Genomic DNA, 23,146 nt, shown 5'->3' with positions numbered 1-23,146 from the left:
TGCCCTACACCGGATGCGCGGCGAACTCACGGTTTCGAGTGACCCGGTGCTCCGTTTGACGGTGGTGCTCCTGCGAACCGGCTCCTTCGATGCTGGGCTGGCGGCACAAGCCGTGCGCGGGCTGACTTTGGCGTGCCCTTGTGCCTTTCCCACGTCCATTCCCGCCTCCGTGTGCCAGGAGCCGGATTCGCCTTCTGCGAAGCCCCTCGGTGCTCTGAAGCACCCGAAGTCCCAGTGAAGGAGAGAAGTGACCACCATCTCAGCGCGGCCGACGGCCGCCCCGGAGACCGAGCAGCTTCCGGCTCCACCGTGGCGCAGATCCAGGGAAATCCCGGGCAATGTTCCGGCCGCATACAACGACGAGTCCTCCCTCTTCCGCCGGGCCGACGGCGAGGATCCGTCCCTCACCGCCGGCGGGGCCGGGACCTGCGGCGGCTCGCCGCGAACCGGTCGCGGCACGAGAGGGGCTGGGCGGTCATGAACCACCCCCGCCATGACATCCGCGGTGAGCACACCGGAGCCGAGCGCGCGACCGAGAAGACCTATCAGCAGCTCGCCCGCGAACTCCTGCTGGTCGGCCCCGAGCCGGCCAACGAAGACCTCAAACTGCGCTACCTCGACGTACTGATCGACAACGGGCTGGAGCCCGCGGTCGTCCCCAAGCGCATCCTGATCGTCGGAGCGGGCATCGCCGGCCTGGTCGCCGGTGAGCTGCTGACCCGTGCCGGGCACGATGTGACGATTCTGGAGGCCAATGCCAACCGGGTCGGCGGCCGGATCAAGACCTTCCACGCCAAGAAGGGCGAGCCGCCGCCCTTCACCGACCCCGCGCAGTACGCGGAGGCCGGGGCGATGCGCCTGCCGAGCTTCCATCCGCTGACCCTGGCGCTGATCGACAAACTCGGGCTGAAGCGGCGGCTGTTCTTCAACGTCGACATCGATCCGACGACCGGCAACCAGAGCGCCCCTTTACCTCCGGTGGTCTACAAGTCCTTCAAGGACGGCAAGACCTGGACGAACGGCGACCCCAGCCCCCAGTTCCGGGCACCCGACAAGCGCAACAACACCTGGATCCGCACCAACCGCACGCAGGTACGGCGCGCCCAGTACGCCAAGGACCCGTCCGCGATCAACGAGGGCTTCCACCTCACCGGCTGCGAATCGCGGCTGCCCGTCTCCGAGATGGTCCACCAGGCCCTGGAGCCGGTGCGCGACTACTACTCCGTGCTGCAGAGCGACGGGACGCGGATCAACAAGCCCTTCAAGGAGTGGCTGCACGGCTGGGCCGAGGTCATCCGGGACTTCGACGGCTATTCGATGGGCCGCTTCCTGCGCGAGTACGCCGGGTTCAGCGATGAGGCCATCGAGGCGATCGGGACGATCGAGAACATGACGTCGCGGCTGCATCTCGCCTTCTTCCACAGCTTCCTGGGCCGCAGCGACATCGACCCCGCCGCCACGTACTGGGAGATCGAGGGCGGCAGCCGGCAGCTTCCGGAGGCACTCGCCAAGGATCTGCGGGACCAGATCGTGATGGGCCAGCGGATGGTCCGCCTGGAGTACTACGACCCGGGCCGCGACGGCCATCAGGGCGGGCTCGCCGGGCCGGGCGGCCCCGCCGTCGCCCTCCAGACCGTGCCCGAAGGCGATCCGTACGGAGAGCTGCAGACCTGGACCGGTGACCTGGCGATCGTCACCATCCCGTTCTCCAGTCTGCGGTTCACCAACGTGACCCCGCCGTTCTCCTACAAGAAGCGCCGCGCCATCATCGAGACGCACTACGACCAGGCCACCAAGGTGCTCCTGGAATTCTCGTGCCGCTGGTGGGAGTTCACCGAGGCGGACTGGAAGCGGGAGCTCGACGCCATCGCGCCCGGTCTGTACGAGTACTACCAGCAGTGGGGCGAGGACGACGCCGAGGCTGCGGTCGCCGTGCCGCAGAGCGTGCGGGACCTGCCCACCGGGCTGCTCGGCGCGCATCCGAGCGTGGACGAGAAGCGCATCGGCCAGGACCAGGTGGAGTACTACCGCAACTCCTCGCTGAAGGGCGGTGTCCGGCCGGCCACCCACGCCTTCGGCGGCGGCTCCACCACCGACAACCCCAACCGCTTCATGTACTACCCCTCGCACCCCGTCCCCGGCAGCCCGGGAGGCGTGGTGCTGGCCGGCTACTCCTGGTCGGACGACGCCGCGCGCTGGGACTCCTTCGACGACGCCGAGCGCTACGGCTACGCGCTGCGCAACCTCCAGTCGGTGCACGGCCGCCGTATCGAGGTCTTCTACACCGGTGCCGGCCAGACCCAGAGCTGGCTGCGCGATCCGTACGCCTGCGGTGAGGCGGCCGTCTACACCCCGCACCAGATGACCGGCTTCCACCTCGATGTGGTCCGGGCCGAGGGGCCGGTGCACTTCGCCGGTGAGCATGTCTCGCTGAAGCACGCCTGGATCGAGGGCGCGGTGGAGACGGCCGTACGTGCCGCCATCGCCGTCAACGAGTCTTCCGTGGCGTACGAGAGCGCCGCTGCCGCGCGGACCGCGGCGCCCCGCGAGCGCCGGGCCGGTGCCGCGTCGTCGGACCCGTCACGAGAGGAAGTGGTGACCTCATGACCACCTCCCAGACCTGCACCGTGGCCGAGTACCTGGCCATCAGGCTGGAACAGCTCGGCATCACCCATCTGTTCGGCGTTCCGGGCGACCATCTGGGCCCGTTCCTGTCGACCCTGCACGAGAAGACCAAGGTGCGCTGGGTGGGCACCCCCACCGAGGGCGGCGCGGGCCAGGCCGCTGACGGATATGCGCGGGTGAAGGCCGCCGACGCGCAGATCGCGCTCGGCGAGCAGGGCATCGGCGCGGTCGCGGTCACCTACAGCGTGGGCGCGTTCAACCTGCTCAATGCGATCGGCGGCGGCTTCGCCGAGTACGTACCGCTGATCGCGATCAACGCCGCCCCGTCCTACGAGCAGTGGCTCAACCAGCAGGCGATCGGCCTGCTCACCTCGCACATGTCCCAGCGCCCGGAGAGCAACCTGGAGGTCTACCGCCAGGTGACGGTGGACGCCCAGTCCCTCTCCAACCCGGGCCTGGCCCCCACCCAGATCGACAGCGCCATCACCGCGTGCCTCTCCCATCGCCGGCCGGTCTATCTGGAGGTCATGGACGACATCTGGGGGGCCAGGTGTCCCGCACCGCGCGGCCGGCTGACGCGGCGGGAGCGGCCCGTCACCGCGAAGAACCAGCGCATGCTCGACCGGGCGGTCACGGCATGCGTGGAGCTGGTGCGGGAGTACGGTGACCCGATCCTGTGGGCCGGTGAGGAGATCGACCGCTTCCGGCTGTCGGACGAGTTCGAGAAGCTGGTGCGGGAGACCCGCATCCCGTTCTGCACCACCATCGGCGCCAAGTCCGTGGTCTCCGAGTACACCCCGGGCTTCTCCGGCGTCTACAACGGCAAGGCCAGCAACCCGGACGTCGCCGAGGTCTTCCACAACGCGGGCTGCCGCATCGGGCTGGGCTCGTGGGCGACGTCGAAGAACCTGGGCGGCGAGCGGTCGATCGGCAACGACTGGGCGGTCGCCGCCCACGACGGCGTGCACGTCGGCGCCTCGTACTTCCCCGATGTGCAGCTCGCCCGGTTCCTTCCCGCGCTACGGGAACGCCTGGTGGACGAGTTCGGAGACGGCGCCTTCGCAGCGGACTACTTCGCCCGCGCCCATGACGACGGCCTCGACGTCCCCACCACCACCGCCGCATTCCTGGACTCCCAGACCGGCGGACCGTACCCGGAGAGCCTGACGTACGACAGCCTCTTCCGGCACCTCAACGCCTTCCTGGAGTCGCAGACCAGCGAGCCCCCGGGCGAGCGCACCAACCCGTTCACGGTGGTGTGCGACGCCGCGTTCGCGCTGATCGGCTCGATGAATCTGCGGATGGCGGAGCGCGCCTCGTACGTGGCACAGAACAGCTGGCTGTCCATCGGCTACTCGGTCGGCGCGGCCACCGGTGTCGCGCTCGGCCGGCGTCATGCGGGCAAGCGTCCGATGGTCTTCGTCGGCGACGGCTCGTTCCAGGAGACGTGCCAGGAGATGTCCACCCATGTGCGGCACGGTCTGCGCCCGGTGGTGTTCGTCCTGGACAACGACGGCTTCTACGGCATCGAGCAGATGCTCGTCCACCCTTGCTACTACCAGCAGGGGGCACCGTCCTCCGACGGCGCCGACTTCTACAACGAACTGCACCCCTGGCAGTACGAAAAGCTCGCGGAGGTCTTCGGCTCCGCCAAGTACCCGATGCAGGGCTTCGCCGTCCGTCAGCACGACCAACTGGCCGCCCTGCTCCAGCGGATCGCCGATCCCACCGACGAGATCAACCAGGGCCCGGTCGTCGTACGGGTGCAGCTCGACCGGCACGACTATCCCGAGGCGCTCAAGTACAAGATCGCCGAGAACTGTCCGCCGCCCGGCGGCGCACCGTCGGAAGGGACCGGACAATGACCAGCACCGACGACCAGCGGAACGGGGCGACGGGCGCCACCGTCGACGACTCCGCGAAGGCGCTCCGGCACGCCATGAGCGGTCTGTCCGGGCCGGAGGCCACCGGCTGGACCGGTACCGTACGGCCCGCCGGAACCCCGGGCCAGGGGGCGAAGGTGCTGATCCTCGGCGCCGGCGTCGCGGGCCTGACGGCCGCCTACGAACTGAGCATGCTCGGCTACCGGGTCACCGTCCTGGAGGCGCAGGAACGCGTCGGCGGGCGCAACCGCACCGCGCGCAGGGGCGACGAGTTCTACGAGCTCGACGACCACGGCACGGTCACCCGCACGCACACCTGCGCCTTCGACGACGGCCTGTACCTCAACCTCGGGCCCGGACGGATCCCGTACCACCACCGCCGGGTGCTCAAGTACTGCCGTGACTTCGGTGTGGACCTGGAGCCGTACGTCATGGAGACCACGGCGAACCGTGTCCGCCCGCCGGATGCCGAGGTGACCTGGCCCAACCGGCGGGTGGCGAACGACACCCGCGGCCACCTCGCGGCCAAGCTCGCCGAGACACTGCTGAGCATGGATGCCTTCACGGGTGAACTGCGCGACCTGCTGCGGGTGTTCGGTGCACTGGACACGAACGGCAAGTACCGCGGCTCCACCCGCTCCGGATATCTGGACCGGCCTGGAATCGAGGAGTGGCCCGAACCGGCCCCGCCGCTGTCCTTCGAGGACCTGGTGAACTCGGGCTTCTGGAAGGCCCGTTTCTACCAGCCGGTGGACTATCTGTGGCAGGCCACGATGTTCCAGCCGGTCGGCGGCATGGACCACATCGTCAGGGCACTGGCACGGGAGGCCGCACGGGCCGGCGCGAGAATCGTGCTCGGCGCCGAGGTACGTGAGATCGAGATCGACCGGGGCGGCCGGGGGACCACCGTCACCTACCGCAAGGGCGACGACGAGTTCTGTGCCGACGCCCGCCACTGCGTCAGCAACATCCCGATCCCGGTGCTCCGGACGGTCGGCCTGACCCGCTTCTCCCACCCCTTCGAGCAGGCCCTCGACCTCGTGCAGTTCGAGAAGACCTGCAAGGTCGGCTGGCAGGCGAACCGCCGCTTCTGGGAGGGCGACCTCGGCGGCCTCGACGACACCGAGGGGATCTACGGCGGCATCAGCTGGACCGGCCACAACATCACCCAGATGTGGTACCCGTCCAACGACTACTTCTCCGACAAGGGAACGCTGACCGGCGCCTACAACTTCGGGGGCGCGGCCGACACCCTCGGGAAAATGGCGCCGGACAAACGCCTGGGGCTGGCCCGCGAGGGCGCCGTCCAGCTGCACCGGGAATTCGAGGACAGAAAGCTCGTCCCCGACGAGCAGGGCGTCTCCATCGCCTGGCACAAGGTCCCCTACCAACTGGGCGGATGGGCGGCGTGGCAGCCGCATGAGGAAGCCCACAAGAAGGCGTACCGGCAACTGCTCCAGCCCGAGGGCACCGACGCGTTCTTCGTCACCGGCGACCAGATCTCGCCACTGCCCGGATGGCAGGAGGGCGCCATGATGTCGGCCCACTACGTCACCCAGCAGATCCTGGGCATCATGCCCCTGACCGCACCCGAGGAGGTCGCGGTACCCGACTCGGTCGCACTGACGCAGGGTCTCTACTGAGCGGTTCCGGGGGCCGGTCCGCCGACACCTTCGGCGGTCCGGCCCTTTCCTCTACCGCACCGGCTACTTCTTCGCCGCGTCCCCGAACGGCAGATTCGACCCCGAGAGGTCGGCGCGGATGCCGTCCCGCTCCACGGAGATATGACGCAGCCGCACGTCCCCGGGCGTCTTGGGAAGGTTGAAGGACAGCGACAGCTGATCCGCGAGCTGCGGCTTGGTGAGCCCGGTCAGCGTGCCGAGGATCTTGGGGTCGATGCCGACCTTCTGCAGCAGCCAGGGGTGATCCGCCACCACGTCGACGAGATTGACCTTCATCAGCTTCTGGACGAAGCGCGGCGAGCCGGTCAGCTCGTGCAGCTTCTCCTCGCTGCGCAGCGCGTCCTGGATGTAGGACTTGGGGATGCCGATCCGGTCGGCGATCGCCGGGATGCTCAGCATCGCCTTGACCTTCGCGGCCTGCCGGCTGAGCTCGGCGGCGGTCTTGCGGGTCAGCCGCAGGCCCTCTTCCTTGCCGGTGCCGGGGCGGTAGACGGCGATATCGCCGATGTCCAGGCGCATCCGGCTGATGTCGGTGGAGATACCGCGGTCACCGGCCCGGTGGATGCGAGCCTCGGCCCGTACGCGCAGTTCATGGCCGGCAATCGGCAGTTGACCGACCGCGCGGACCGCATTGGGCCCCATTTCGCTGAACTTCACCTGCGAGGCGCCCAGCTCGCGATTCATGTCGTCGAAGGCGAGCAGCACGCTGCCGTGCATATTGCCGATCGTGGCGCCCTTGATGGAGTTGGGCAGATCGCCGTCGATACGTACGTCGTTGGCGGTGGCCTCGAATTTCGCCAGCGAAACCCGGTCGGCGGCCAGGTCGGGAATCGTCACCTTCACCTGGTCGACGCGCTTGTCCATGACCTGGGTGAGGAACGGGAATCCCTGGATGTCGACCTCAGGAGTGGCGTTCAGATGCAGGGCATCCTTCACCTTTTCCGCGGTCTTGTTCTGCGCGTACAGCACCGCGAACCGGTCGAAGAGCGTGAGGAAGGACGTCCCGACGAGGACGGCGACCAGCAGCTTCAGGGCGAGCGGTATGGCGCCGAAGCGGCTGATGCCGCGCTTCTTGCGGCGGTGGTTCGGCGGCTTCCAGGCCTCGCCGTCCGCTTCGTCGTCCGAGCGCAGTCCGAGGCCCAGCGGATCGTCGCTGTCGTCGCGCTCGTTGAGGTAGGTGCGGCGGCGGTGAACGCCGTCGGCGTCGAACGAGCCGGATTCCGGCTCCGGTTCGGGGTCGGCGAGGGCTGCCAGATCCGCGTACGGATTGACCGTGTCGAGGTCTCTGGTGTCGCCGGTGGAGTCGTCCGGGGCGCCCGTCACGGCGGTGGCGGAGTGGTGCCGGGTGACGGGCGTGGGCGACGGTGAAGATATGCGTGTGGGGGTTCGCATCCGTACATCCCACCACGGGCGGGACCCTTGAACGCAAGTTGTACCGGCAGTAAGTCTGATACGCGAAGGTTGTCCCGCCGGACTTGATAAAAAATTGCCGTGCTTGTGGGGTGACCTGAACTACCGTCACACCTCTTGGTGACCTGAGCAACAGTGAGTGCCTTGTCAGGGTCCGTTGATCCCTCTCCGCCCTGTCCGGCCTGTCCGCCTGGGCGTGTTGATGTGTTTCCTTCCGCATATTCAGTTCATTCCGCCGACAAACGGAAGACGGTAGTCATCCCATGAAGTCTCACGAAGGCCGTGCCGTGATCGCGGTAACCGGGGCAACCGGCAATATCGGCCGCAGTCTTGTCGGCCGGCTCCTCGCCGAGGGCGCCGCCGTACGCGCGCTGACCCGCGATCCGGCCCGCGCCGGTCTGCCGGCCGAGGCCGAGACGGTCCGCGCCGACCTCACCGCGGCCGACGACCTCGGACCGCTGCTGGCCGGTGCCGATGCGCTGTTCCTCAACCTCGCGGCCGGCGGCGACCGGGCCGCGGCGGCGGTGCTCGACGCGGCAGGCAGGGCCGGTGTCCGCCGGGTGGTCCTCAACTCCTCGATGGCGGTGACCGATACCCCGGCCGACGACGCCCACTTCATCGCCCGGCTGCACGCCGGTCTGGAGCGCGCGGTGCGCGACTCCGGCCTGGAGTGGACCTTTGTCCGCGGCGGCAACTACGCCACCAACGCCCTTGCCTGGGCCCCCTCGATCCGCGAGTCGGGCGTGGTGCGTGAGGCGCACCCGGGTGCCCAGGGCGTCCCCGTTCACGAGGCCGACCTCGCCGATGTCGCGGCCGTCGCCCTGCTGGACCGCAGCGGTGCGCACCTGGGCCAGGCGTATGTCGTCACCGGCCCGGAGCGGATGACCCTGGCGCAGCAGGTCGCCGAGATCGGGCGGGCGACGGGCCGGGAGATCCGGGTCGAGCAGATCTCCGAGGAGGAAGCGGCCGCGGCGATGTCGGGGCGGTATCTGACCAAGGAGGCCGCGCTGGAGCTCGTCCGGATGTTCGGCCGGACGGTCGATGGGCCGGCCTTCCCCGTCTCCGACGCCGTGGAGCGGGTCACCGGCCGGCCGGGCCGGACGTTCGCCCGCTGGGCGCAGGATCACGCCGTCGACTTCTCCTGAACGGGACGGCTCGGGCGGCGCTCGACGGGCGGTTTCGCGGGGCGGCCCGTGGGTCCACCGGCCGCCCCGTCAGTTCCTGCGTGTTACTTCACGACCGTGATCCGGTCCGCCTTCGGCGGGGTGAGCGGGCCGTCCGCCGAGGAGTGCGCGGTCAGGTAGGCGGTGAAGGCGTCCAGGTCGGAGGTTCCGACGTGCTTGTTCTTGCCGTCCTTGAAGGCGGCGAAGCCGTCACCGCCGCCGGCCAGGAACTCGTTCATCGCGACGCGGTAGGTCTTGGCCGGGCCGAGGGCGGCCCCGTCCAGCTTCACCGAGTCCTTGACGACGCGGTCGGCGCCCTTCTTGGTCATGTCGAGGGTGTAGGTGAGGCCCTTGGAGACCTGGAGGATCTTCGGGGAGGCCTCGTTGGGGCCGCTGACCTGCTGCTGGAGTGCGGTCAGGAGCTGGGCGCCGGTGAGGTCGATGACGTTCATCATGTTGGTGAAGGGCTGGACGGTGAAGGCCTCGCCATAGGTGACCACCCCGTCGCCCTCCGAGCCGGACGCCTTGAAGGCGAGGTCGGAGCGCACCCCGCCGGGGTTCATCAGGGCGAGCTGGGCGCCGCCCTTGTCGGCCGCCTTGGTGGCCTCCAGCTGGGCGTCGGAGATGACATCGCCGAGCGGTGACTCGGGCGTCTCGGCGCCGCGGCCCGCGATATCGGCGGAGATATGGCCGACGGGGCGGCCCGCGACCGGCGCGGCCAGCTTGTTCCAGCGGGCGATCAGCGACGTCATGTCCGCGGCCTTGGGCTGGGTGCGGTCGACGACGTGGTTGACCGCGCCGGGCGCCTTGACGCTGGTCCGCACGATGTCATGGGTGCGGCGGTCGTAGGTCAGCGTGGTGTCGGTGTAGAGCTTGCCGTAGGACGCGGCGGAGGTGACGGTGCGCGGTCTGCCGGACGGGTCCGGGATGGTGCAGCTGTAGGCCTGGTGGGTGTGGCCGGTGACCAGCGCGTCGACCTTCGAGGTGACGTGCTTGGCGATGTCGGTGATCGGCCCGGAGATGCCGTCGCCGGGGCCGGGGCTGTCGCAGTTGTAGTTGTACGAGGTGGAGGCGGGCAGACCGCCTTCGTGGATGAGGGCGACGATCGACTTCACGCCCTGCTTGTTCAGCACCTTGGCGTACTTGTTGATCGTCTCGACCTCGTCGTGGAACTTCAGGCCCTTGACCCCGTCGGCGTTGACGATGTCCGGGGTGCCCTCCAGCGTCACCCCGATGAAGCCGATCTTGACGCCCTTGTGCCGCCAGACGGAGTACGGCTTGAGCAGCGGCTTGCCGGTCTTGTCGTCCGTGACATTGGCGGTCAGATACGGGAAGCCGGCGCCCCGGAACTTCTTGCCGTGCTCGTAGCAGCCGTCCTTCGGGTGGCAGCCGCCCTTCTGGAGGCGGGTCAACTCGGCCCGGCCCTCGTCGAATTCGTGGTTGCCCACCGAGGTGACGTCGAGGCCCAGCTTGTTCATCGCCTCGACGGTCGGCTCGTCGTGGAACAGCCCGGACAGCAGCGGGCTGGCCCCGACCAGGTCGCCGGCCGCGGCGGTGACCGAGTAGGGGTGGCCCTTACGGGCGGTCCGCAGGGACTGCGCGAGGTACTCGACGCCGCCCGCCGGGATGCTCTTCTTGCTGCCGTCCGGCTGGACCTCCTCGACCGTGCCGGAGGAGCCCTGCGGCGGTTCGAGGTTGCCGTGGAAGTCGTTGAAGGAGAGCAGCTGCACATCGACGGTGCGGCCGGCGCGGGCGGCGTGGCGGGTGTCGGCGCCGGCCGGCAGGGCGGCGGCGGTGAGCCCGGCGGCGGCCAGTACGGCGGCGCCGATCGTCAATCTTCGTACGGTGCGGCCCCGTTGCGGTGTCGCTGGCATGTGTTCCCCTCCTGGATGGTCTGAGCGGAGGGCAGCTTATTGTCGACGCGCGTAGCGCAACAGGGGTCGCCGGGTGACGAGCTGGTTGCCGGCGAGGGGCGGAGAGCGCGGGTGGTACCCCTCCGGGAACCCGGCAGGGTCGTACGCTTCACACATGACTGACGCTGCACAGGAGATGGGCCGGGCCGGCCGCAGGATCCAGGTGGTCGACGAGCTCGCGCCGCAAGAGGCCGCGGCCGTCGTCGAGCTGATCGAGCGGGCCGCCCGTACGGACGGGCAGCCCGCCGTGTCCGAGCAGGGGCGGTTGCAGCTGCGCGGGGGCGCGCGCCCAGGTGTGCGCCATGTGCTGCTGTACTCGCGCGGCGACGAGGCCGAGGAGCTGGTCGCGTACGGGCAGCTGGAGGACACCGACCCGGTGGAGGCACCGGCCGCCGAGCTGGTGGTGCAGCCGGGGCACCGCGGCCGCGGGCACGGCCGGGCGCTGGGCAGTGAGCTGCTGGAGCAGTCCGGGCGCCGGCTGCGGGTCTGGGCCCACGGCGGGCATCCGGCCGCCCGGCATCTCGCCCAGACCCTGGGGCTGACGATGTTCCGGGAGCTGCGGCAGATGCGGCGCTCGCTGACGGATCTGGAGCTGCCGGAGCCGGTGTTCCCCGAGGGGGTGTCCGTACGGACCTTCCAGTCGGGCACCGATGACGCGGCCTGGCTGGAGGTGAACGCGGAGGCCTTTGCGCACCACCCGGAGCAGGGTGCGCTGATCCAGCGCGATCTGGACGACCGCAAGGCCGAGGCGTGGTTCGACCCGAAGGGCTTCTTCCTGGCGGAGAAGGACGGCCGGCTGGTCGGCTTCCACTGGACCAAGGTGCACGCCGACGACGGCCTCGGTGAGGTCTATGTGCTCGGGGTGCGGCCGGGCGCCCAGGGCGGCGGCCTGGGCAAGGCGCTGACCTCGGTCGGGCTGCGGCATCTGGCCGGTCAGGGGCTGCCCACGGCGATGCTGTACGTGGACGCGGACAACACGGCGGCGGTGAGCGTGTACGAGCGGATGGGGTTTGCCACGCACGAGACGGATCTGATGTACCGCTCGGAGACGTGAGACCGGGCGGACGATGATCGTGCTGCGGGGCGGGCCCAGGAGGGTCCGCCCCGCTTGTCACTGCTGTCGCGCGCGCTCTTCCCGTTGCGCCCGCCACTCGCGCGCCAGCATCGCGTAGATGACCTCGTCGGACCACTCCCCGTCGAGGAACTCGTTCTCCCGCAGATGGCCCTCGCGGCGCATCCCCAGCCGTTCGAGGAGCCGGGCCGAGGCGGTGTTGCGCCCGTCCAACTCGGCCTGGATGCGGTGGAGGTGCAGCTCCTCGAAGCCCAGCGCCAGCAGCGCCCGGCTCGCCTCGGTGGCGTAGCCGTGCCCGGCGTGGTCCGGGTGGAAGACATAGCCGATGCCGCCCTGGCGGTGTTCGCGGCTGTTCCAGACGAAGGTGAGATCGCCGACCAGGGTCGCGGTCTCCCGGACGACGACGGCGAGCTGGAGGTAGTCGCCGGACTCGCGCAGCGTGGTGCGGGTGGTTTTGGCGGCGACGGAGTCCCGGGACCCGGCCTCGTCGAGGGGGCCCCAGTAGAGATAGCGGCAGACCTCGGGGCGGCGCTGGTAGGCGTGGATCGCGGCGAAGTCGTCGTGGAGAACCGGTCGCAGATCCAGTCGCTCGGTGCGTATCGGGTAGTCGGGGGTGTACGGCAGCGGCGGCACGACGGGCGCGGAAGGTGTGGGCACGCCGTCAGCGTAGGCAGCGGAGGTTGACAGGTGCAGCCCATTTCCCCCACCCTTTCACTACTTAATTAGTGGAATGGCTCAAGGGGGACGGGTGATGCGGCCGATGGCCACGCAAGAGGTGACCGGCCGGGCCTCGGGGCGCACCGCCATCGAGGCGGTCGGCCTCGGCAGGCGCTACCGCCGCCGCTGGGCGCTGCGCGACTGCACCTTCCGGCTGCCGGCCGGCCGTATCTGTGCACTGGTCGGGCCCAGCGGCTCCGGAAAGAGCACCCTGCTCTCGCTCGCCTCCGGCCTGACCCGCCCCAGCGAGGGGACCGTACGGGTCGGCGGCGCGGCCCCGGCCGCCCTCGCGGGCCGCGCCCGGATCGCCCACCTCACCCAGGGCAAGCCCCTCTACCCGCGGCTGACGGTCGCCGAGACCCTGCGGCTGGGCCGCGAGCTCAACCCCGGCCGCTGGAACGGGCGGTGCGCCGAGCGGATCGTCCGGGAGGGCGGGGTGCCCCTCGATGCCCGGGCCGGCGTCCTCTCCGGCGGGCAGCGCACCTGCCTCGGGCTCGCCCTCGCCTTCGCCAAGAGCCCCGAACTCCTGCTGCTCGACGAGCCGTTGGCCGGTCTCGACCCGCTCGCCCGGCACCGGATCACCGCGCTGCTGCTGGCCCAGGCCGCCGAGCACGGCACCACCGTCGTGCTCGCGTCGGACCTGCTCGCCGAGCTGGACATGGTCTGTGACTACCTGCTGGTGCTGGGCGGCGGCCGGGTGCGGCTCGCGGGCGAGGTCGATGACGTCATCGGGGCGCACGCCCTGGTGATGGGGGCGCTCCGGGACGGGGCGCTGCCGCCCGCGATCGCGGCCCACACGGTCATCGACACCCAGACGTCGGGGCGTCGGTTCGCTGCCGTCGTACGGCGCAAGGGCACGGTCGCCGCCGGGCCCTGGGAGACCGCGGAACCGTCCCTGGAGGAACTCCTGCTCGCCTGTCTGCGCGCGCCTGACGCGCCCGCACTGATCGCGCCGAGCGCGGAGCCGGCCCTGGCACGGTGGCGCCGCCGGCCCGGCAACAAGCCGGGAATCCCCGGTATGCCACGCAACGGACCGCCCGGCCCGACAGGCCGTACGGGCGGCTGGGAAGGCCCGCCGGCCGGCGCGGCGGGCACACGGTACGACCACTACAGCGGCAAGGGAGCGGCGGCATGACCACCACGGCACACCCCGGCACGAACGGGCGCGGCACAGCGGACGATCCGGACGGCCCCGGGGAGGCGGGCGGCCGGGCGCCGCTGCGCGGTCTCGTCTGGCTGGTGTGGCGTCAGCACCGGCTGGTCTTCGGCGTGCTGCTGGCCGCGGCGGCCGGCGGCGTGGTCTGGTGCGCGGTGCTGCGCGGTCAGATGGCCGGGTTCATCGACGCCCACCACATCGCCGGCTGTTCGCAGATCTCCCTCGACCCGCGCTGCGCCCACACCCAGGATGCGGTCACCGAGTTCCGCAGCACCTACGGCTCGGCCCTGCGCCTCATCGAATCGGGCCTGGTGCTGCTGCCCGCGCTGACCGGGCTGTTCCTCGGCGCCCCGCTGATCGCCCGCGAGCTGGAGGCCGGCACCGACAAGCTCGTACTGACCCAGTCGGTCGGCCCGCTGCGCTGGCTGGCGGCGAAGACCGCCCTGCCCGCCCTGGTCGTGGGCACCGCCGCCACGGCGCTCTCGCTGGCCTTCGGCCGGCTCTGGCAGGTCGCCGGCGACGAGGTCTCCGGCTCCTACTGGTACTCCACCCTCGGCTTCCACTCGCTCGGCCCGGTGCCGGTCGCCTACTCCCTGCTGGCCCTGGCGGTCGGTGTACTGGCCGGTCTGCTGCTGCGCCGTACGGTGCTGTCGATGGGCGTCACGCTCGTCGCCATGGTGGTGGTGCAGTCTGCGTTCGCACAGTTCAGGCCGTATCTGCTGCCGGCCGTGACGACGGAGTTCCGGAACGGCCGGCCGGCCCAGCTGCCGGACGACGACTGGCTCGTGGGACAGGGGGACTACACCGGCTCCGGTGCCCGTCTGCCCGATTCGCCGTGTGACCCCGCCCCCAGCTACGAGGCCTGTCAGCGCAAGCACGATGTGGCGGGCCAGTACATGGAGCACCACCCGGTGTCGCACCACTGGCCGATGGCGTGGATCGAGGCCGGGATCGTGCTGGCGGTGACGGCGGTGCTGACCGTGCTCGCCTTCCGGGTGATGCGGCGCCGGCACGGCTGAAACGGGCGGCCCCGGTGTCCGGCCGGGGCCCGGGGGAGGCGGAAGGCCGAAAGGCGGGCCCCGGCCCGCGGCGGCCCCGCATCCCGGGGGCACCATGCGTGTGACAAAGGCTGCCCCGGGGGAGGCACAGGGGGACGTGCCCCGGCGGCGGCACCCGGCACCGGTCCCCGGGCCGCTTCGCCCCAGGAGCAGCCCCGGCCGCGGACCCGGACACCGGCCCCGGCAACGGCCGCCGGCCGGCCCGGAAAACGCCTGGGAGTAGCGCCCCGCTTGCCTGTCCGCCATATCCGCGTTACCGGCGATTCAATGTCGCTTGCGAGCATCGGTGAATGCAGCCCGCTGTGCCGAACGTCCCCCACCCGAGGCTCCATCTCGCGCCCCCGCCTTCTCCTGACGCGCCTGGAACACCCCGGACGCGGAAGAATAAGGACATGAACCAGCAGCCCAGCGCCCAGGCACAGGTCCCGCCCGAGACGCCGACCCCGAAGCCCTCGCGGACCGCGGGCCCCTCGGCTCAGCCTTCCGTGGGATCCATCGCCGCGCACCGCCCCCAGGCGGTCCGGGGCACGGTGCCCGGCCTGGAGCCCGACCTGGACGCCGATCCGGATGCGTACGAGGACGAGGGCGTGATCGGCGCCGACGGCGAGGAGCTGCCCGGCGACCGGTTCCTGGACCGCGAGCGCAGCTGGCTGGGCTTCAACGAGCGGGTGCTCGAACTGGCCGAGGATCCGGCCACCCCCCTCCTCGAACGGGCGAACTTCCTTGCGATTTTTGCCAGCAACCTGGACGAGTTCTTCATGGTCCGGGTGGCCGGACTCAAGCGACGGATAGCCACGGGCGTCGCCACCCGCTCCGCGTCCGGACTCCAGCCCCGCGAGGTGCTGGACCTGATCTGGACCCGCTCGCGCGAACTCATGGCCCGGCACGCCGCCTGCTTCCAGCAGGACATCGCCCCCGAGCTCGCTGACCAGGGCATTCATCTGATCCGCTGGCCCGAGCTGACCGAGAAGGAGCAGGCCCGCCTGTTCACCCTCTTCCGCCAGCAGATCTTCCCGGTGCTCACGCCCCTGGCGGTGGACCCCGCGCACCCCTTCCCGTACATCTCCGGCCTCTCGCTGAACCTGGCCGTCGTCGTACGCAACCCCGTCAGCGGCCACGACCACTTCGCGCGGGTCAAGGTGCCGCCGCTGCTCTCCCGCTTCCTGGAGGCCTCCCCGCAGCGCTACGTCCCCATCGAGGACGTCATCGCCGCCCATCTGGAGGAGCTGTTCCCGGGCATGGAGGTGCGCGCGCACCACATGTTCCGGGTCACCCGCAACGAAGACCTGGAGGTCGAGGAGGACGACGCGGAGAACCTCCTCCAGGCCCTGGAGAAGGAGCTGATGCGGCGGCGCTTCGGGCCGCCGGTCCGCCTGGAGGTCGAGGAGTCCATCGACCCCGCCGTGCTCGATCTGCTCGTCCAGGAGCTGAAGATCTCCGACGCCGAGGTCTATCCGCTGCCCGGCCCGCTGGACCTGACCGGCCTCTTCGGGATCGGAGCGCTGGACCGGCCCGAGCTCAAGTACCCCAAGTTCGTCGCCGGCACCCACCGTGACCTCGCCGAGGTGGAGTCGGCGTCCGCGCCGGACATCTTCGCCGCCCTGCGCGCCCGTGACGTCCTCCTTCACCACCCCTACGACTCCTTCTCCACCTCCGTGCAGGCGTTCCTGGAGCAGGCCGCCGCCGACCCGGACGTGCTCGCCATCAAGCAGACGCTGTACCGCACCTCCGGCGACTCGCCGATCGTGGACGCCCTGATAGACGCCGCGGAATCGGGCAAGCAGGTGCTCGTCCTCGTCGAGATCAAGGCCCGCTTCGACGAGCAGGCCAACATCAAGTGGGCGCGCAAGCTGGAGGAGTCCGGCTGCCATGTCGTCTACGGCCTGGTCGGCCTCAAGACGCACTGCAAGCTCTCGCTCGTCGTCCGCCAGGAAGGCGAGATGCTGCGCCGCTACTCCCATGTGGGGACCGGTAATTACCACCCCAAGACGGCCCGGCTCTACGAGGACCTCGGCCTGCTGACCGCCGACCCGCAGGTCGGCGCCGACCTCTCCGACCTCTTCAACCGGCTCTCCGGCTACTCCCGCCGCGAGACCTACCGCCGTCTCCTGGTCGCCCCCAAGTCCCTGCGGGACGGCCTGATACAGCGCATCAACAAGGAGATCGCCAACCAGCGGGCGGGCCGGCCGGTCTCCATCCGCATCAAGGTCAACTCGATGGTGGACGAGGCCGTCATCGACGCGCTCTACCGCGCCTCCCAGGCCGGCGTCCCGGTCGACATCTGGGTACGCGGAATATGCGCACTGCGCCCGGGAGTCACCGGCCTGAGCGAGAACATCCGCGTCCGCAGCATCCTCGGCCGCTTCCTGGAACACTCCCGCGTCTTCATCTTCGGCAACGGCGGCGAGCCCGAAGTGTGGCTGGGCAGCGCCGACATGATGCACCGGAACCTGGACCGCCGGATCGAGGCGCTGGTGCGGGTCGCCGACCCGGCGCACCGCGCCACCCTCAACCGGATGCTGGAGACGGGGATGTCGGACGCCACGTCCTCCTGGCACCTGGGCCCGGACGGCGACTGGACCCGGCACGCGGTGGACGCGGACGGCGCGCCACTGCGCAACATTCAGGAAATGCTCATTGACGCCCGGAGGCGCCGGCGTGGCCCAGCGACATGACCAGCCGACCGGAGGGCCGACAGGTCTCATCGGAATCGGATACGAGCCCGGCGGGGCGCCCGGAGCCCGTTCCGCGGTGGTGGACGGCCCGTACGGAGGGGGCGACGGCACACCGGGGCCGGACGATGCCGCGTACGGACGGGACGGCGCTTCGTACCGGCCGCTCATGACCCACGGCTCCGACGACGGCAGCGACCTCAGCGCCGTCCTCGCCGGCCGCACCGCCGAGGAGGTGCTCGCCGGCTATCTGCACCAGCAGTCTGCGGACTTTCTGCGCAGTCTGCGGCTGCACCGGGAGAGCGGCTCGGACGCGGAGGGGGCCGGCGAGGCCGCCCGGCAGCTGCGCCGCGCCGCCCGCCGGATCAGCGCCACCCTGCACACCTTCCGCCCGCTGACGGAGGAGACCTGGGCCGACCAGCTCCGGTCCGAACTCGGCTGGCTGTCCGGCACGCTGGCCCGCGAACAGGCCTGCGCGGCCCGCCGCGAGCGGCTGATGACGGCACTGCAGCGGCTGACGGGCCGGGGGGAGCGGCCCGAGCGCGCCGACCGGAGCGACCGCGGCGACCGCCCGGCCCGAGCGGAGCGGGGAAAGCGGGGCGAGCGTACGACCACGGGCTCCGCCACCGGGCCCGCCGCCTCGGCCGACGGCCCGTCCCCCGCGTCGTCCGCAGCTCCCTCCGGCGATCCGGATCCCGACGGCGCCCTGTCGGCCGGTGCGGCGCGGGCCGGAGCGCTGCTGGACCGCCAGCTCACCCTCGCCCGCACCCGCGCCCACTCCGCCGCGTTGCAGGCCCTCGGCTCCTCGCGGTTCCATGCCGTCGCCGACTCGGTGGCGGTGCTCGCCTCCGAGGCGCCGCTGGCCCCTGCGGCCACCGAGCTGCCGGCCGCCGAGGCGCTGCCGCCGCTCGCCGAGCAGGCGCACCGACGGCTCGCGGAGGCGGTGGCCGCGCTGCCGCTGTCCCGCGCCGGCTACCCGTACAACGCCGCGGCGCTCGCCGCCGACCGGCGCCAGGACACTCCCTGGCACCAGGTCCGGCTGCTGGTGCGGCTGAGCCGCTATGCCCGGGAGGTGATCACGCCGGAGTACGCCGACTTCCGGCTGGCGGAGGCCGGCCGGGCCCTGGAGTGGCACCGGGACGCCGCGGAGGCCGCCGCCGCGGCCGCCGGCGCGGCCCGCACCCCCCGGATCGCTCCGGCCACGGCGTACGCCCTCGGGGTGCTGCACGCCGACCAGCGGCACGAGGTGGAGGCGGCCCGCTTCGCCTTCGGCCGGGTGTGGCTGCCGCGGACCCCGGAGCGCAAGAGCTGAGGCGAGAGCGAAGACCTGAGGAAAGAGGAAAGACCTGAGGAAACGGAGCGGGCCGACGGCACGAGGAACGGAGAGAGGTGATGATGTGACGGTGCCTCAGAAGACGATTCGCGCAGCGGGATGTGTCCTGTGGCGCCGCGCGGCGTCCGAGGACGGGCTGGAGATCGCGCTCGTCCACCGTCCCAAGTACGACGACTGGTCCCACCCCAAGGGCAAGCTCAAGCGCGGCGAGGACGCGCTGGCCGGCGCGGTGCGCGAGGTGGCGGAGGAGACCGGTATGGAGTGCCGGCCGGGAGCCCCGCTGCCCACCTCCTGCTACCTGGCCAACGGCCGCCCCAAGCAGGTCCGTTACTGGGCGGCCGAGGCGGTCGCCGGCGCGTTCACCCCGAACAGCGAGGTCGACCGCATGGTGTGGCTGACGCCCGCCGACGCCCGCTGCCGCCTCACCCAGGAGCGCGACCGTCCCCTCGTGGACGCCCTGCTCGCCGCCCTGCACCTGGCCTGAGGGCGCGGGGGCGGGCCAGGCGTCGGCGGTCCGCGCTGATCCGGAAGACACGGTCCGGGGCCCCGGCCGCGGACGCCGGGTCCCCGCACGCGGGTCCGGGCAAAAATCCGCGGTGTTCCGGCGCCCCTCTCGTGAAGCGCCGGCCGCCGCACCGATGAACCGGGACACCGGCCCGGAGGATTTTTCCCGTCAACCAGTTCGTCGCACCTGCGGACGGGGGAAAGGGCCGGCACCCCAATTTCAGGGGTTTACACTGCCTGCATGGCACAGAAGGTAATCACCATCTTCACAGACGACCTCACGGGCGAAGAGTCCACAGAGGCCGCAACGCACACTCTTTCTCTTGACGGCGTGACTTACGAGATCGATTTGAGTCCGGACAGCTACGACCAGCTGCTGGAAGCTGTTGGGCCGTTCTTGAAGGCCGGCCGCAAGACCGGGAAGGGCCGTAAGCCGCGTAAGGCCGCGGCCGGCAATGCGGCCGGCAATGAGGACACCGCCGCGATCCGGGCCTGGGCCAAGTCGAGCGGCTACAACGTCAGCGACCGCGGGCGCGTGCCCGCCGAGATTCGTGAGGCGTACCAAAAAGCCAAGTGAATTTTTTGGATAAACCGGAAGCCCCTCACCGCGTGTGAGGGGCTTCTTTGTGTCCGTTTCCGGCGGCGTTGTCCGGGGGCAGTGGCCGCCCGGCGTTCCGGGAATGGAAAGGAACAATCGCGAAGCCATTCCTTTCCCTGGACAATCCGAACGCCGCCGCTGCGGTGCATTGCCGGGAAGTGCGAGATATGGCGGGGGCCGCCGCGTCCCCGGGCGGCCCCCGCCCGTGGTCAGCGGCGTCGCAGGGAGGCGTCCGCGAGGGCCGGCGGCTGGTAGTAGGCGTCGGCCGGGTTGATGTCGGTGCCCGGCGGCACGATCGCGTCGATCCGGTCCAGGACGTCCGCGCCGAGCGTCACCTCGGAGCCCTCCAGCATGCTGTCGAGCTGGTCGAGGGTGCGCGGGCCGATGATCACGGAGGTCACCGCCGGGTGGGACCGTACGAAGGCGGTCGCCAGATGCGGCAGCGACAGGCCGGCCTCCGCCGCGACCTTCGACAGCGCGGCGACCGCCTCCGCCTTCCGGGCGTTCTCCGGGACCGACAGATCGAACTTCCGGCTCTCCAGACCGGCGCGCGAACTGGCCGAGAGGTCACGGCCGGAGAGCCAGCCGGCACTGAGCGGGCCCCACGTCAGCACGCCCATGCCGTAGCGCTGCGCGGTCGGCAGCACCGCGCTCTCCACACCGCGCGCCAGCATCGAGTACGGCGGCTGCTCGGTGCGGAAGCGGAGATGGCCGCGGCGCTCGGCGGTCCACTGCGCCTCGACGAGGTGCTCGGCGGGGAAGGTCGAGGTGCCGATCGCCCGCACCTTGCCGGACCGTACGAGGTCGGAGAGCGCGGAGAGCGTCTCGTCGATGTCGGTGGCCGGGTCGGGGCGGTGCACCTGGTAGAGGTCGAGGTAGTCGGTGTCCAGCCGGCGCAGGCTGTCCTCCACGGCGCGCATGATCCAGCGCCGGGAGTTGCCGCCCTGGTTGGCGTCCGGCCCCATCGAGTTGAAGAACTTCGAGGCCAGGACGACGTCCTCGCGGCGCCCCTTGAGCGCCTTGCCGACGATCTCCTCGGACTCGCCCGCGGCGTACACATCCGCGGTGTCCACGAAGTTGATCCCGGCGTCCAGCGCACGGTGCACGATCCGTACGCAGTCGTCGTGATCGGTGTTGCCCCAGGCCCCGAGCATCATCGCGCCGAGCGCGTACTCGCTCACCGAGATGCCGGTACCGCCGAGGATCCTGCGCTGCATGAGCTGCTCCTTCTGCGAGTTCTCAGGGGCCGCCCCCGGGGCGTGCCGGAGCGGCCTCCGGGGCGCCCCTGAGGCGTATGTGCACCACCTTGCTGCCCGTACGAGGAGCGGGCCAGGCCCGTCGCAGCCTGGGTCCGGCGGAACCACCCAACCGGCCGTGCATCGCATACTGGACCGATGCTGCACGCGGAAATCGAGATCAGCTCGTTCCTCAAGGCGCGCCGCGCGGCGCTCGACCCGGCGGACCTCGGCCTGCCCGGCGGGATCAGCCGCCGCCGGGTGCGGGGGCTGCGGCGCGAAGAGGTCGCCCAGCTCGCCGCCATCAGCGTCGACTACTACACCCGGATCGAACAGGGCCGTGCGCCCGCGATCTCCGACTCCGTCCTGGACGCGATCGCGCGGGCGCTGCGGCTGTCCGACGGCGAAGTGACGTATCTGCGCAATATCGCCGTGCCCCGGCGCCGCACGGCGGACGGCGTCGCCGAACCGGACGGCGGCCCGTGCCCCGGCCCCCGGCAGACCGTGCGCCCCGAGATCCAGCAGCTCCTGGACGCGATGGAGACCACCGTTCCGGCCATGGTCCTCGGCCGCGGCCTGGACATCCTGGCCTGGAACACGCTCGGCGGCCGGGTCGCCTTCGACCTCCCGGCGCTCGCTCCGGACCGGCGGAACACCGCGCTGCTGGTCTTCCTCGACCCGGTGGCACGAGCCCTGCACCCGGACTGGGAGGCGAAGGCCGTGGAGGTGGTCGGCAATCTGCGCGCCGAGAGCGGGCGGCACCCCGAGGACCCGCGGATCTGTGAGGTGGTCAATGAACTCCTCGCGCACAGCCGGGACTTCCGGCGGATCTGGGAGACGCAGTCGGTGTACGAGTGCCTGCGCGGGACCAAGTCCCTCGCGCATCCGCACGTCGGCGAGCTGGTGCTCACCTTCGAGAGCTTCCGGCTGAGCACCGACCCGGACCAGGCGCTCGTGACGTACACGGCCGAACGCGGGTCACGGACGGAGCGGCGGTTGCGGGAGCTGGCGGCACTCGGGCACCCGGTACTGACCGCGTAGCGACGGCCGCGCGAGCCTCTTGGGGGGCGTGCCGGGAGGCTCCTTCCCGGGGTGTGCCGAGGGCCGGGCGGGACGGTGCGGCCCCGGGGTGACCGACGCCGCGCTCCAGGAGGCGGCGCTGCCACCGTGCTGCCCCTGGGCCGCGAGGCGCTCGCCCCCCCGGCCCCGATGGCTCACGGCCGGGGGGCGAGCGCCTCCCACCGCACCGTGACCTCCCCCTGCCGCCGGCGCCGCGGGTCGCCGACCAGCGGCCAGTCCGTGGCCAGGGCCTGGACGGCGGCGCGCCACCGCTGGCGGGCGCCGAGCGCGCCGAGCGGGGCGGCGCTGGCCCAGGCCCGGTCGAAGTCCCGGAGGAAGGCATGGACCGGTTCGCCCGGCACATTGCGGTGGATCAGCGCCTTGGGAAGACGTTCTGCCAGGTCGGAGGGTGTCTGGAGGGAGCTGAGGCGGGTGGCGAAGGTGACCGTGCGCGGGCCCTCGGGGCCCAGCGCCACCCAGACGTGCCGCCGCCCTATCTCGTCGCAGGTGCCCTCGACCAGCAGCCCGCCGGGCGCCAGCCGGGCGCACAGCCGCCGCCACACGGCGGCCACCTCGTCCTCGTCGTACTGCCGCAGCACGTTCGCGGCCCGGATGAGGACCGGTGCGCGCCTGCGCTGACCCGGCAGCGGCACCTCGAACCCGCCGTGGAGGAAGTCCAGCCCAGGCCGCTCGTACGGCCGGGCGGCCTCGACCCGCACCGGATCTATCTCTATGCCGACGACCCGGGCGTCCGGACGCACCGTACGCAGCCGGCCCAGCAGCTCGACCGCGGTCCAGGGCGCGGCGCCGTAGCCGAGGTCGACCGCCACCGGGTCGGCGGCGCGGCGCAGCTCGGCGCCGTGTTCGGCCGCTATCCAGCGGTCCATGCGGCGCAGCCGGTTCGGGTTGGTGGTGCCGCGGGTGGCGTTTCCGACAGGCCGGGACTGTGCGGGTATCAGGGCGGCGGCGGAGACGGCGGGGCGGCGGACCATGTCATCGAGGGTATGGGGTGGCCGCGGAAAGCCCGCCCGCCGAGGTATCCAGGGCCCCGCTCTTGGTCACGCTT

General features: G+C 71.1%; 17 protein-coding genes. 12 read left to right on the top strand and 5 right to left on the bottom strand.

The genetic code is table 11. From position 1 onward, the window contains the following. Positions 1–477: 477 nt before the first annotated feature. The 3 genes from ACGFWI_RS26895 to ACGFWI_RS26885 are packed head-to-tail and all read left to right on the top strand — an operon-like array spanning position 478 to position 6,151. On the top strand, positions 478–2,607 hold the full coding sequence (locus ACGFWI_RS26895; RefSeq protein ID WP_393908598.1) for an FAD-dependent oxidoreductase: 2,130 nt from the start codon (positions 478–480) through the stop codon (positions 2,605–2,607). Next, on the top strand, positions 2,604–4,490 hold the full coding sequence (locus ACGFWI_RS26890) for an alpha-keto acid decarboxylase family protein (protein ID WP_393908597.1): 1,887 nt from the start codon (positions 2,604–2,606) through the stop codon (positions 4,488–4,490). The genes ACGFWI_RS26895 and ACGFWI_RS26890 overlap by 4 nt, the downstream gene beginning before the upstream one ends. Further along, on the top strand, positions 4,487–6,151 hold the full coding sequence (locus ACGFWI_RS26885; RefSeq protein ID WP_393908596.1) for a flavin monoamine oxidase family protein: 1,665 nt from the start codon (positions 4,487–4,489) through the stop codon (positions 6,149–6,151). The genes ACGFWI_RS26890 and ACGFWI_RS26885 overlap by 4 nt, the downstream gene beginning before the upstream one ends. Before the next feature lie 63 nt (positions 6,152–6,214). Here the strand turns inward: ACGFWI_RS26885 and ACGFWI_RS26880 are convergent, their stop codons facing one another. Further along, positions 6,215–7,582, bottom strand: a complete 1,368-nt coding sequence (locus tag ACGFWI_RS26880; RefSeq protein ID WP_393908595.1) for a DUF2993 domain-containing protein — start codon at positions 7,580–7,582, stop codon at positions 6,215–6,217. A 281-nt stretch (positions 7,583–7,863) separates the two neighbouring features. On the opposite strand from ACGFWI_RS26880, the gene ACGFWI_RS26875 reads away from it, so the two are divergent. Beyond that, the gene (locus tag ACGFWI_RS26875) at positions 7,864–8,745 is read left to right on the top strand and encodes an NAD(P)H-binding protein (protein WP_393908594.1); all 882 of its coding nucleotides are present in this window, start codon (positions 7,864–7,866) and stop codon (positions 8,743–8,745) included. Between the two features lie 83 nt (positions 8,746–8,828). Here ACGFWI_RS26875 and ACGFWI_RS26870 read toward each other — a convergent pair whose 3' ends face one another. Further along, the gene (locus ACGFWI_RS26870; RefSeq protein WP_393908593.1) at positions 8,829–10,637 is read right to left on the bottom strand and encodes a bifunctional metallophosphatase/5'-nucleotidase; all 1,809 of its coding nucleotides are present in this window, start codon (positions 10,635–10,637) and stop codon (positions 8,829–8,831) included. Between the two features lie 154 nt (positions 10,638–10,791). Here ACGFWI_RS26870 and mshD point away from each other — a divergent pair, with 154 nt between their 5' ends. Then, positions 10,792–11,730 (top strand): mycothiol synthase, encoded by a 939-nt coding sequence (mshD, locus tag ACGFWI_RS26865; protein ID WP_393908592.1) that lies wholly within the window; start codon positions 10,792–10,794, stop codon positions 11,728–11,730. Between the two features lie 57 nt (positions 11,731–11,787). Here mshD and ACGFWI_RS26860 read toward each other — a convergent pair whose 3' ends face one another. Then, positions 11,788–12,405, bottom strand: coding sequence for a GNAT family N-acetyltransferase (locus ACGFWI_RS26860; RefSeq protein WP_393908591.1), 618 nt, complete (start codon positions 12,403–12,405; stop codon positions 11,788–11,790). Between the two features lie 103 nt (positions 12,406–12,508). Between ACGFWI_RS26860 and ACGFWI_RS26855 the strand changes: the two genes are divergently transcribed. From ACGFWI_RS26855 to ACGFWI_RS26830, 6 genes are all read left to right on the top strand, one after another. After that, positions 12,509–13,600 (top strand): ATP-binding cassette domain-containing protein, encoded by a 1,092-nt coding sequence (locus ACGFWI_RS26855; RefSeq protein ID WP_393908590.1) that lies wholly within the window; start codon positions 12,509–12,511, stop codon positions 13,598–13,600. After that, positions 13,597–14,640, top strand: coding sequence for an ABC transporter permease (locus tag ACGFWI_RS26850; protein ID WP_393908589.1), 1,044 nt, complete (start codon positions 13,597–13,599; stop codon positions 14,638–14,640). Before ACGFWI_RS26855 ends, ACGFWI_RS26850 begins: the two co-directional genes overlap by 4 nt. A 431-nt stretch (positions 14,641–15,071) precedes the next feature. Further along, a complete protein-coding gene (locus ACGFWI_RS26845) occupies positions 15,072–17,354 on the top strand; it encodes an RNA degradosome polyphosphate kinase (protein WP_393908588.1) in 2,283 nt (760 codons plus the stop codon). Next, entirely contained in the window at positions 17,317–18,663 is a 1,347-nt protein-coding gene (locus ACGFWI_RS26840) for a CHAD domain-containing protein (protein WP_393908587.1), read from the top strand. The genes ACGFWI_RS26845 and ACGFWI_RS26840 overlap by 38 nt, the downstream gene beginning before the upstream one ends. 85 nt (positions 18,664–18,748) lie before the next feature. Continuing rightward, positions 18,749–19,168 (top strand): NUDIX hydrolase, encoded by a 420-nt coding sequence (locus tag ACGFWI_RS26835; RefSeq protein WP_393908586.1) that lies wholly within the window; start codon positions 18,749–18,751, stop codon positions 19,166–19,168. Between the two features lie 261 nt (positions 19,169–19,429). Then, positions 19,430–19,765 (top strand): Lsr2 family protein, encoded by a 336-nt coding sequence (locus ACGFWI_RS26830; protein WP_393908585.1) that lies wholly within the window; start codon positions 19,430–19,432, stop codon positions 19,763–19,765. Positions 19,766–19,995: 230 nt separating this feature from the next. Here ACGFWI_RS26830 and ACGFWI_RS26825 read toward each other — a convergent pair whose 3' ends face one another. Then, a complete protein-coding gene (locus ACGFWI_RS26825; RefSeq protein ID WP_393908584.1) occupies positions 19,996–21,003 on the bottom strand; it encodes an aldo/keto reductase in 1,008 nt (335 codons plus the stop codon). 177 nt (positions 21,004–21,180) lie between these two features. Here ACGFWI_RS26825 and ACGFWI_RS26820 point away from each other — a divergent pair, with 177 nt between their 5' ends. Continuing rightward, complete coding sequence (locus tag ACGFWI_RS26820) at positions 21,181–22,062, top strand: helix-turn-helix transcriptional regulator (protein WP_393908583.1); 882 nt, start codon at positions 21,181–21,183, stop codon at positions 22,060–22,062. Positions 22,063–22,235: 173 nt separating this feature from the next. Here ACGFWI_RS26820 and ACGFWI_RS26815 read toward each other — a convergent pair whose 3' ends face one another. Then, on the bottom strand, positions 22,236–23,072 hold the full coding sequence (locus ACGFWI_RS26815) for a class I SAM-dependent methyltransferase (protein ID WP_393908582.1): 837 nt from the start codon (positions 23,070–23,072) through the stop codon (positions 22,236–22,238). Positions 23,073–23,146 lie beyond the last annotated feature (74 nt).

The organism is Streptomyces sp. NPDC048434, assembly GCF_043200375.1.
Classification (GTDB): domain Bacteria; phylum Actinomycetota; class Actinomycetes; order Streptomycetales; family Streptomycetaceae; genus Streptomyces.
The sequence above is the reverse complement of the archived record's forward strand: the minus strand, read 5'-3'. Positions and strand labels throughout refer to the sequence as shown.

What these genes read in the sequence shown, in the direction of transcription:
- ACGFWI_RS26895 (WP_393908598.1), top strand. Translation starts at nt 478, where the DNA reads ATGAACCACCCCCGCCATGACATCCGCGGTGAGCACACCGGAGCCGAG.
- ACGFWI_RS26890 (WP_393908597.1), top strand. Translation starts at nt 2,604, where the DNA reads ATGACCACCTCCCAGACCTGCACCGTGGCCGAGTACCTGGCCATCAGG.
- ACGFWI_RS26885 (WP_393908596.1), top strand. Translation starts at nt 4,487, where the DNA reads ATGACCAGCACCGACGACCAGCGGAACGGGGCGACGGGCGCCACCGTC.
- ACGFWI_RS26880 (WP_393908595.1), bottom strand. Translation starts at nt 7,582, where the DNA reads ATGCGAACCCCCACACGCATATCTTCACCGTCGCCCACGCCCGTCACC.
- ACGFWI_RS26875 (WP_393908594.1), top strand. Translation starts at nt 7,864, where the DNA reads ATGAAGTCTCACGAAGGCCGTGCCGTGATCGCGGTAACCGGGGCAACC.
- ACGFWI_RS26870 (WP_393908593.1), bottom strand. Translation starts at nt 10,637, where the DNA reads ATGCCAGCGACACCGCAACGGGGCCGCACCGTACGAAGATTGACGATC.
- mshD (WP_393908592.1), top strand. Translation starts at nt 10,792, where the DNA reads ATGACTGACGCTGCACAGGAGATGGGCCGGGCCGGCCGCAGGATCCAG.
- ACGFWI_RS26855 (WP_393908590.1), top strand. Translation starts at nt 12,509, where the DNA reads ATGGCCACGCAAGAGGTGACCGGCCGGGCCTCGGGGCGCACCGCCATC.
- ACGFWI_RS26850 (WP_393908589.1), top strand. Translation starts at nt 13,597, where the DNA reads ATGACCACCACGGCACACCCCGGCACGAACGGGCGCGGCACAGCGGAC.
- ACGFWI_RS26845 (WP_393908588.1), top strand. Translation starts at nt 15,072, where the DNA reads ATGAACCAGCAGCCCAGCGCCCAGGCACAGGTCCCGCCCGAGACGCCG.
- ACGFWI_RS26830 (WP_393908585.1), top strand. Translation starts at nt 19,430, where the DNA reads ATGGCACAGAAGGTAATCACCATCTTCACAGACGACCTCACGGGCGAA.
- ACGFWI_RS26825 (WP_393908584.1), bottom strand. Translation starts at nt 21,003, where the DNA reads ATGCAGCGCAGGATCCTCGGCGGTACCGGCATCTCGGTGAGCGAGTAC.
- ACGFWI_RS26820 (WP_393908583.1), top strand. Translation starts at nt 21,181, where the DNA reads ATGCTGCACGCGGAAATCGAGATCAGCTCGTTCCTCAAGGCGCGCCGC.
- ACGFWI_RS26815 (WP_393908582.1), bottom strand. Translation starts at nt 23,072, where the DNA reads ATGGTCCGCCGCCCCGCCGTCTCCGCCGCCGCCCTGATACCCGCACAG.